At 54.3% G+C, this 243-nt stretch carries 1 pseudogene; it reads left to right on the forward strand.

Features of this window, described 5'->3' with window-relative positions:
- Window positions 1-42: 42 nt before the first annotated feature.
- Window positions 43-243: pseudogene (locus tag FQ664_RS26740) on the forward strand (amino acid permease); the annotation flags it as partial.

Below are 243 nucleotides of genomic sequence, written 5' to 3' on the forward strand. Positions count from 1 at the left end.
GCTACAATCCGGCCTCATTTTTTGGAAGGACAGCATTTTCCCATGGTTTCCGAATCTAAAACCACACAAGCGCCCACGCTCCGTCGTGAACTCAAGGCGCGTCACCTGACGATGATCGCCATTGGCGGCTCCATCGGCACAGGGTTGTTTGTTGCATCAGGCGCAACCATCTCTCAGGCAGGGCCGGGCGGCGCACTGTTCTCCTATATTTTGATTGGCCTGATGGTCTATTTCCTGATGACC

Origin of the sequence: Pseudomonas persica, from assembly GCF_900291015.1 — a bacterium.
Classification (GTDB): domain Bacteria; phylum Pseudomonadota; class Gammaproteobacteria; order Pseudomonadales; family Pseudomonadaceae; genus Aquipseudomonas.